At 65.7% G+C, this 9,078-nt stretch carries 8 protein-coding genes and 2 pseudogenes; 5 read left to right on the top strand and 5 right to left on the bottom strand.

Annotated features, from left to right (window positions below):
* Positions 1 to 306: pseudogene (locus Q319_RS0121260) on the top strand (hypothetical protein); the annotation flags it as partial.
* 87 nt (positions 307 to 393) lie between these two features.
* Here the strand turns inward: Q319_RS0121260 and mobA are convergent.
* Together mobA and Q319_RS0121250 are read right to left on the bottom strand one after the other, a co-directional pair.
* Complete coding sequence (gene mobA, locus Q319_RS0121255) at positions 394 to 987, bottom strand: molybdenum cofactor guanylyltransferase (protein ID WP_029484423.1); 594 nt, start codon at positions 985 to 987, stop codon at positions 394 to 396.
* Between the two features lie 3 nt (positions 988 to 990).
* Positions 991 to 2,466 (bottom strand): aldehyde dehydrogenase family protein, encoded by a 1,476-nt coding sequence (locus Q319_RS0121250; RefSeq protein WP_051655649.1) that lies wholly within the window; start codon positions 2,464 to 2,466, stop codon positions 991 to 993.
* A gap of 214 nt (positions 2,467 to 2,680) precedes the next feature.
* On the opposite strand from Q319_RS0121250, the gene Q319_RS0121245 reads away from it, so the two are divergent.
* From Q319_RS0121245 to Q319_RS0121235, 3 genes are all read left to right on the top strand, one after another.
* Positions 2,681 to 3,139 carry a hypothetical protein gene (locus Q319_RS0121245; RefSeq protein ID WP_029484421.1) on the top strand — a complete coding sequence of 153 codons (459 nt, stop codon included), beginning with the start codon at positions 2,681 to 2,683 and terminating at the stop codon, positions 3,137 to 3,139.
* 444 nt (positions 3,140 to 3,583) lie between these two features.
* A complete protein-coding gene (gene glyA / locus Q319_RS0121240; RefSeq protein ID WP_029484420.1) occupies positions 3,584 to 4,810 on the top strand; it encodes a serine hydroxymethyltransferase in 1,227 nt (408 codons plus the stop codon).
* A 146-nt stretch (positions 4,811 to 4,956) separates the two neighbouring features.
* A complete protein-coding gene (locus tag Q319_RS0121235; protein WP_034416170.1) occupies positions 4,957 to 6,096 on the top strand; it encodes an HD-GYP domain-containing protein in 1,140 nt (379 codons plus the stop codon).
* 13 nt (positions 6,097 to 6,109) lie between these two features.
* Here Q319_RS0121235 and Q319_RS0121230 read toward each other — a convergent pair whose 3' ends face one another.
* From Q319_RS0121230 to Q319_RS0121220, 3 genes are all read right to left on the bottom strand, one after another.
* Complete coding sequence (locus tag Q319_RS0121230) at positions 6,110 to 6,739, bottom strand: HAD family hydrolase (RefSeq protein ID WP_029484418.1); 630 nt, start codon at positions 6,737 to 6,739, stop codon at positions 6,110 to 6,112.
* 157 nt (positions 6,740 to 6,896) lie between these two features.
* Positions 6,897 to 7,715, bottom strand: a complete 819-nt coding sequence (locus Q319_RS25000) for an NAD(P)/FAD-dependent oxidoreductase (protein ID WP_342667898.1) — start codon at positions 7,713 to 7,715, stop codon at positions 6,897 to 6,899.
* Complete coding sequence (locus tag Q319_RS0121220; protein ID WP_029484417.1) at positions 7,712 to 8,425, bottom strand: SDR family oxidoreductase; 714 nt, start codon at positions 8,423 to 8,425, stop codon at positions 7,712 to 7,714. Before Q319_RS0121220 ends, Q319_RS25000 begins: the two co-directional genes overlap by 4 nt.
* A 417-nt stretch (positions 8,426 to 8,842) precedes the next feature.
* On the opposite strand from Q319_RS0121220, the pseudogene Q319_RS27555 reads away from it, so the two are divergent.
* Positions 8,843 to 9,078 (top strand): annotated as a pseudogene (locus tag Q319_RS27555) (hypothetical protein); the annotation flags it as partial.

Below are 9,078 nucleotides of genomic sequence, written 5' to 3'. Positions count from 1 at the left end.
TTTGCCTCTGCCCCTGTGGGGCAGAGGCAGTGGAGTTCAGAAGCACAACAGGCCCTGAACTATCTGTTCAGGCGCACGCACCTGATGAACTATCCCCACTACCGCACTCAGGGCTGGCCGATTGGCTCAGGGCAGATCGAAGGCATCAACAAAAGTGTGATTGGCTGGCGCATGAAGGGTTCGGGCATGCACTGGTCCCGTCCTGGGGCCAGTGGCATGGCCTCGCTTCGTGCCAACCTGAACAACATCAATCCCCTGGTGAGTCTGGATGACGTTCGCCACGCTGCCTTTCCGATCCCAGCTTAGCGGGATGCACCCCATCCAGATGCATACCTTGACAGCCCCCGCATACGGCGCTATATTTCTTTTCAACACCGCCGAGAGGCGGTTTTTTTATTGCCCCGTATTCAGACTCCCCGTCTCTAGACTCCCGCCCACCAGCGCTGCCAGATCGTCCGGCGTGTTCACGTTCCGCAGATGGTGGGAGAGGCCGCCCACCAGCACGCTGCTCTCAGGTGGCGCGGCCACTTTCAGACGCCGCTCGCCCCCTTCCAGAAGATCGGTCACGCGTGCCAGCAACTCGCGGCGGTACAGCCCGGCCAGCGCCTGGGGCCGTCCCTCGCGGTCCAGTGGCAGAAGGGCCAATGCTCCCGGCGTGCGCGCCTGCGCCAGCGTGGCCCAGAAGTCGGGTGTCAGGCCCGGCAGATCGACGCCCGTGAAGGCCAGCCACTCGGTTGAGCTGTGACTCAGGGCCGCTTCCAGTCCGGCCAGCGGTCCCTCGCCGGGGCGGGTGTCGGAGATGACCTGCCAGCCGTCCAGTACGTACTTTTCAACCGGGGCGATCAGCAGGCGTTCAGGGCAGCCCTGCAAGCTGGCGGCCACATGATGCAGCAGCGGTTGCCCACGCAGCAGCGCCAGCGCCTTGTCTGATCCGAAGCGGCTGGAACGGCCCCCGGCGGTAATGGCCGCCGTGAAGTCCGGGGTCACCGACTACTCGCGCGGCCCGGCCTGACGCTCCAGCAGGCGCAAGGCCCAGGCGGTCAGGCGCGGCAGTGGGCGGCCATACGGCGGGTACATCAGGCGCACGGGCGAGGGCTTCGGCTCGCGCAGGATGGCCCGCTCATGGCTGAAGGTGCGGAAGCCGTGTTCGCCGTGGTAGTTGCCCATGCCGCTGCTCCCCACACCGCCGAAGGGCAGGTGCGGGTTGATCAGGTGGATCACGGTGCCGCCCACCACCATGCCGCCGCTGGTGGTCTCGTGCTTGACCTGCTCGATGGCCGCCTCGTCCTCTGCAAACAGGTACAGCGCCAGCGGGGGGTCCAGGCGGCGGATCAGCGCCAGCGCGTCCTCAAAGGTGTCATAGGTCAGCACCGGCAGCACCGGGCCGAACAGTTCCCCGCCCATCAGGGGCATGTCGGGGGTCACGTCCGTGACCACGGTGGGCGAGATAAAGCGGGCCTCTGGATCGAAGTCGCCGCCCAGCGCCACCCGCGCGCCCTGCCCCACGCTGCCCTCGGTCAGCTTTTGCAGGCGCTCCACACTCGCCGTGTCCACCATGCGCCCGTAGTCCGGCCCGGCCCGCTGCCACATGCGGTCCCCGTAGCGCCGGGCGATGACCGCGTCCAGTTCCAGCACGAAGGCGTCGCGCATGTCGGCGGGCAGCAGCACGTAGTCGGGGGCCACACAGGTCTGCCCGGCGTTCAGCAGCTTGCCCCACGCGACGCGCTCGGCAGCCGTCTTCAGGTCCGCGCTGGGATGCAGCAGGGCTGGGGACTTGCCGCCCAGTTCCAGCGTCACGCTGCTCAGGTTCTCGGCGGCGGCGGCCATGACCTTGCGGCCCACTGCGCCGCTGCCGGTAAAGAAGATGTGGTCAAAGGGCAGCGTGGTCAGCGTGTGGGCCGCCGCCCCGTCCCCCTCTACCACGGCCACCAACCGTGGCTCGAAGACGCCTTCCAGCAGTTCCTTTAACGCCCGCGAGGTGTGCGGGGCCTTCTCGCTGGGCTTGAGGATCACGGTGTTGCCTGCCGCCAGACTGGCGATCAGCGGCGACAGGGCCAGATTGACCGGGTAATTCCAGGGACTCAGGATCAGCGTGACGCCGCGCGCCTGGAACCGCACCTCGCTCTGCGCCCCGGCCAGCATCAGCGGGGTGGCAATTTTGCGGGGGGCCATCCAGCGCGGCAGGCAGCGGATGATGAACTGGAGTTCCTCCAGCACGGGATGAATCTCGGTGAGTTCAGATTCGGCGCGGCTCTTGCCCAGGTCCAGGGCCATCGCGTCGGCCAGCGCCACGCGACTGGCCTTGATGGCGTCGTGCAGCCGCCGCAACACCGCCTGCCGCTCGGCCACCCCGGTCTGGGCGGCCCGCCAGCGCCAGTCCTGCTGGGTCTGGAAGAGGGCTTTCAACTCCGTCTCGGAGGGTTGTGGGGTGGTGGGCAGGGTGGATGGGGAGAGGGTGGCAGTCATGGCGGAACCTCGCAGGAAAGTGAGAAGTGAAGGGGATTGGACTGAGTATAAGACGGGGGTGGGATGCCGCGCATGTGTGATGCAGGCGGCTCTCTTCACCTGTGGAGTTGCCCTTAAGCTCTCCGTTACAAAGCGGGCAAAACGACACTCATGGTCAGTGCGGCGAAGCACACTGCGAGACGAAAGACAATTCAACGCCCACGGAGGCACACCCATGAAAAATATTCTTATTCTGCCCGCAATGGCCCTCGCCCTCAGCTCCTGCTCGATGATGGCGGGCAACATGATGATGAAGCCCTACACGCTGACCAAGCAGCCCGCCGGAATGGCCCTGGCTTCCAGCGGCACGGTGGAGTCCAAGATGGACGGCACCAAGGTCATGACCACCGCCAAGGTTATGGGTCTGGCCCCCAGCACCTACTACGTGGCCCACTACCACCTGATGGGCACCAAGAGCGCCAACCCCTGCGAAAGCGGCGGCGACGCCATCATGGCCAGCAAGCTCGTGGCCCAGACCGACGCCGCTGGCATGTTGACCCTGAGCGGCAGCGTGGAAAAGTCCGTGATCATGAACGCCAAGTACTTCAACATCCACACCGCCACGGGCGCGGACGGCACCCCTGCGGATGGGGGCGTGACCTGCACGTCGCTTGACGTGGCGATGGTGAAGTAAGTCAGCTCCACATTTTTTGAGAAGACCCTGTCCGGCCCCGCGCTGGATGGGGTTTTTCTCTGTCTATGAGCGTGTCTAAAAAGCCTTTCAGGATTTCTGAAAATCCCAGAAGTACGAGTTCCAGGAACATGCACTTTTGGCTCCCTCCCCCTGTGGCAAGGCTGGGACTGGCACAGCTCAGTAGAAGAGGGGAAACCGCCAACGACTTCCCGGTGTGGCCTGAACGAAAAGGTATCCGTCTTCCGGCTGAGGATGTGACACCTTCCAAAACACACTCTCAGGGAAGGTGGCCCGGAGGGGTTATATTCAAAAAACCGCCCGTCAAGGCATTTTTCCGGGCCGCTAGACGGCTAGACCATCCGGCGGTCAGACCTCTCCTCCCCCCGTCTGCCCTGCCAAGACACCCCCCCATTTTCCCACTGGCGGCAGTGTTACCGTAAGTTCATGACCACTGCCGAGCGCCCCGCGACTGTCCGTGACAATGCCGTGTTTGACCTGATTGCGCAGGAGGGCGAGCGCCAGCGCACCGGGCTGGAGCTGATCGCCTCCGAGAACTTCACCAGCGCCGCCGTGCGCGAGGCGGCGGGCAGCGTACTGACCAACAAGTATGCCGAGGGCTACCCCGGCAAGCGCTGGTACGGCGGCTGCGAGGTGGTGGATCAGGTGGAACTGCTGGCCATCGAGCGGGCCAAGGAACTGTTCGGGGCCGAGTGGGCCAACGTGCAGCCCCACAGCGGCAGCAGCGCCAACATCGCGGTGTACGGCGCGCTGCTCAAGCCCGGCGATACCGTGCTGGGCATGGACCTGTCGCACGGCGGCCACCTGACGCACGGCAGCCCGGTGAATTTCAGCGGCAAGAACTACACGGTGGTCAGTTACAAGGTCAGTCCCGAAACCGAACTGATCAACATGGACGAGGTTCGCCGTCTGGCGCATGAGCATAAGCCCCAGATGATCATCGCCGGGGCCAGCGCCTACAGCCGCGTCATCGATTTCGAGGCGTTCCGCACCATCGCCGACGAGGTGGGCGCGATCCTGTTCGCCGACATCGCGCACATTGCCGGACTCGTGGCCGCCGGGGTGCATCCCAGCCCACTGCCGCACGCGCACATCGTCGCCACCACCACGCACAAGACCCTGCGCGGCCCCCGCAGCGGCCTGCTGCTGAGCAGTGACCCCGAGATCGCCGCCAAGATGGACCGCTCGGTGTTTCCCGGCCATCAGGGCGGGCCTCTGGAACACATCATCGCGGCCAAGGCGATTGCCTTCGGTGAGGCGCTGCAACCCGAATTCAAGGCCTACGCCCAGCAGATCGTGAAGAACGCGCAGGCGCTGGCCGCCGCGTTTCAGGACAAGGGCTACCGCGTCGTCTCGGGCGGCACCGACAACCACCTGTTCCTGCTGGACCTGCGGCCACAGGGGCTGAACGGCACCAGGGCCACCAAGGCGCTGGATGCCAACCACATCACCATCAGCAAGTCCACGCTGCCCTACGACACCGAGAAGATCCTGCACGGCGGCGGCATCCGCATCGGCACGCCCGCCGTGACCACGCGCGGCATGGTGGAAAGCGACATGCCGAAAATTGCCGATCTGATTGACCGGGCGCTGAAGGGAGAGAACGTCAAGGATGAGGTCCACGCCTTCGCGGGCGGCTTCCCGCTGCCCTGAGGTTCCAGCACAGATTCTCAGTATCGCCCCCCTTCACGGAGGGGGTTTTGCTGTTCCAGCCGCAGTCTCAGAAGACGCACCCCTCCTGGCTCATGATCGCCTGCTGTGAGAACGCTGTCAGTCCGGCGAGATTAGCGTGGTGTCATATGAGCCTCGCCTCCACCTCAGCGCAGACAGGGTCCCTTGACCCACACCAACCCGGAGTGCTGGACCTGACCTTGCAGCTCACGCGGCTGGGGCTGAGCGCACCGGACCTCGGCAGCGCCATGACCCCGGTGCTGGACGCGCTGGTGGCCCAGACCTCGGCGGTGGGGGCCGGATACTTCCAGCTCGCGGACCACACGCTGGCCTACCACGCCCGCGCGGCCAGCGGCGTGATGCCCGAAGGATCGGCGATGGACGCGCTGCTGGCCCACGGTCTGCCGGGCCACCTGCCCCTGCTGCGCGCCCTGGAAGCCTCGCCGGACATTCTGTATTTTCAGGACACGGACGGCGAGCCTGCCGCCAGCGGATTCCCGGAATTGGGCGTCTGTGCGCTGATTGCCGCGCCGATCCATGACCGCGCCGGGCGGCTGGTGGGCGCGCTGCTGGCCCATGTGTTTCGGCCCCACGACTGGTCCCCGCCCGAGCGGCACCTGATCGACAGCGTGACGGGCCTGCTGACCCTGCTGGCCGCCCGTCTGGACGCCGAGGAACGCGAACATGCCGCCCACGAGGGTGCCCTGCGCGCGATGGGCCTGTCGCTGGAAGCCCGCGACGCCGAGACGCAGGGCCACACGGACCGGGTCACGGCGCTGGCATTGCGGCTGGGCCAGCATTTCGGGCTGGAGGCGGGCGAGTTGCGGGCGCTGCGCTGGGGCGCGTACCTGCACGATATCGGCAAGGTGGCCGTTCCCGACTCGGTCCTGCTGCACGGCGGCCCACTGACGCCAGAAATGCGCGCCCGGATGGAGTTACACGTCGCCGACGGCGTGACCCTGGCGCGGCACCTGCCCTTCCTGCCCGCCGCCACGCTGGACGTGATCGCCGGACACCACGAGCGCTGGGACGGCGCGGGCTATCCGCAGCAGCTCTGCGGCGAGCAGATTCCCCTGCTGTCCCGCATCTTTGCCGTCTGCGATGTCTATGACGCCCTGACCAATGTGCGGCCCTACAAGCGCGCCTGGACGGTCACCGAGACCCTGAATCATATTCAGGCTTCCAGCGGCCAGCATTTCGATCCGCAGGTGGTGACCGCGCTGCTGGACGTGCTGGCGGAGGCGAGTGGCCTCCCTGAATCCGCTTGAGCAAAAGCAAAACTCAGGCCAGCGTCAATACGTCCCGCAGATCGCCCAGAACAGCGTCCGGCTTCTCCCCTGACAATGCGTGTCCGGTGGGTAGGAAAGCCGTCCGCAGTCCCACCGCCTGCGGCCCGATGATGTCATTGCGCGGGGAATCGCCCACGAACAGGGTGTTGGCGGCAGTCACGCCGAGCCGTTGCAGCGCCAGTCGGTAGATCGCCGGATCGGGCTTGCTCAGACCGACAACCTTGCTGATCACCACGTCGTCCACCAGTGCCATCAGGCCACAGCCCTCCAGACAGGCGGTTTGAACTTCCGGCCAGCCGTTGGTCACCACGCCTATCCGCAGACCGCGTTCCCGCAATTGCGCCAGGACGGCGTGGGCATGGGGCATGGGCACCGGGGCAGCCATAAAGTGCGCCGAGAAATCGTCCAGCAGCGCCTGGGCTGGGTACGCCAGACCAAATTCCCGCACCAGCAGAGGCATCACCTCGGATTTGGGGCGGTAGCCGAAATCGTCCAGTTCCAGAAAGCGAGCGGCGTAAGTAGGAGGCAGGTCAAATCGCTGGACATGACCCTCCAGCCAATGCTGGGCCGTGGCGTTGCGGTCATGCAGCGTGCCGTCCAGATCAAACAGGACTGCTTTCAACTTCTGGCCTTCAAGTCACGCCCACTTGCGGGTCCTCGTCCGGCGATTTGTGAAAGGCCGCGCCCCGCGCCCGCACGTCCTCGTGGATCAGGGTGGTGTTGAGGCTGACCGCCGCCGTCATTCCGCTGGCAGCGGCGTTGGTGACGTACTGCGGCGCTCAGGTCATGTCCCCGGCGGCCCAGATGCCGCGCACGCTGGTCATGCCGTTCTCGTTGACCGTCACGCGGCTTTTGGCGTCCAGTTCGCAGCCCAGTGCGGCGGGCAGGCCACTGTTCTGAACCTGGGTGGGATTGAGGAACAGCCCTTCCAGATCCAGCCGCTTGCCATTGCGGAAATGGACCGTCACGCCGTCCTTGCCGCTGATCCGCGCGACAGGCTGGGTATAGAGGGGCACGTCGATACGCTGTAAGTCCTCGCGCTGCTCGTGCGTCAACTCGTCGGGGCCGTCGGTCAGGAGACTGACTTCCTCGGCCCAGGCGCGCACATTCAGTGCCAGATGGTGGCCTTCCTGATGGCTGCCTAGCACGCCCAGCTTCGCGTCGCGGTTGGGCCAGCCGTCGCAGTAGGAGCAATGGTGGATGGTCAGGCCCCAGCGTTCGCGCAGGCCGGGGATATGCGGCAGCCTGTCGCGCACGCCGCTGGCGAACAGCAGCCGTCTCGCCCTGGCCCAGCCGCCTCCCCCGCCCGCATCCTCGTGCCGGATGGCAAAGCCCCCGTCCACGGCCCGCGCCTCACGGGCAGGCGTGTGCCGCACCGTGATGTCGTATGGCTCCAGATCGCGCAGACCCAGCGCCTTGAGATCCGTGGGCGCGCAGCCGTCGCGGGTAAACACATTGTGCGCCGCTGTGGCACGGGCATTGCGCGGAGGGCCGCCGTCCAGCAGCAGCACCCGCCGCCCCGCGCCGCCCAGCGCGAGGGCCGCCGTCAGTCCTGCGGGGCCAGCGCCGATGATCACCACGTCGTAATCACGGTTCACTGTGGGCCGGGCCGCACGGTCAGGTCTGTGAGGGCAGCGTCGCGCGGGGCGTTCAGGACGAAGGCGACGGTGGCGGCCAGCGTCTGCGGATCAATAAAGGCTTCCGGCGTGTACTCGGCCCCCTCCTGGGAGCGCACCTTGCGCTGCATCTCCGTGGCGGTGCGGCCCGGATACAGCGAGGTCACGCGCACGCCGTTGGCCTCTTCCTCGGCGCGCAGGGCGTCGGCCAGCGCTTTCAGCGCGAACTTGCTGGCGGCGTAGCTGCCCCAGCCCGCATTCGCGCTCAGGCCCGCGCCGCTGTTGACGAACACGAAGGTTCCGCGCTCCCGGCGCACCGTGGGCAGCAGCAGACGGGTCAGCTCGGCAGGCGCAACCGTGTTCACCGCCAGCGTATGCGTCCAGACCGCGTGGTCCTGTTCGGCCACCGCGCCCAGCTCCACCACTCCAGCGTTGTGGACGACGTTGGACACCCGGCCCAGTCCGGCCAGCGCACCCGCAAACGTTTCCGGGCGGGTCAGATCGAGAATCAGCGGATGGCCCCCCGTTTCGGCGCACAGGGCGTTCAGGCCCGCGCCGCCGCGCCCGGCCAGGATCAGTTCGTGGGTGCCTGCCAGCGCGCGGGCCAGGGCGCTGCCGATGCCGCCGGACGCGCCAGTGATGAGGGTAACGGGTCTTGCGGCGCTGTTTTTTTCTGGATGGCTCAAACTCATGACGGGGAGGCTAGCGCGCCAGTGCCGTCTGGAAATATCGCTCCTGAAACCGAGCAGCATTGATGATCTCTTTATCTGTGGTGCGAGTACTGGAGTCTGGTTGCTGGCACGCTCTCACGGTCAACCCGTCTGCTCCGCAGCTCTGCGAGTCCGGCCCTTCGGGTTATACGGATCCCGCTTAATTACCGTATAGAGGCCACCTGTGGAACGGGGTGTGCGGGGTGAGGAGATCGGGTTGTCGGCGGCACTGTGGCAAAAAATGATGGCTGAATAGAATTTAGCGATGCTCCAGTCTGCGCTTTTTATCCGGAGTCCGTATTACCAATGGTTCGGACAGTTTTGACGAAAAGTAGGGGTGGCCCAAAAAACGGGTCTCCGGTAGGGTGAGGTTCTCAAGCCCACACCCAAGGAGACCCAATGACTATTTTACCTGTGCTGCTCACCCTGCTCAATCTCCCCGCTGCCCAACAGCGTTTTTTCCTCCACCTGATGCCGGTGTGGCAGGCCATTCCTGGCCGAATCAATGCCCTGAATCTCAGCCGTTACAGCGGACTCCACGAACGTACCTTCCGCCGATGGTTTCAAAAGGCCCTCCCGTGGAATACGCTCCAATGGAGCGTACCGGAACTCCTCGTGCGGCTGGGCGCACTCGG

This window comes from Deinococcus marmoris DSM 12784, assembly GCF_000701405.1.
GTDB classification, from domain to species: domain Bacteria; phylum Deinococcota; class Deinococci; order Deinococcales; family Deinococcaceae; genus Deinococcus; species Deinococcus marmoris.
The sequence above is the reverse complement of the archived record's forward strand: the minus strand, read 5'-3'. Positions and strand labels throughout refer to the sequence as shown.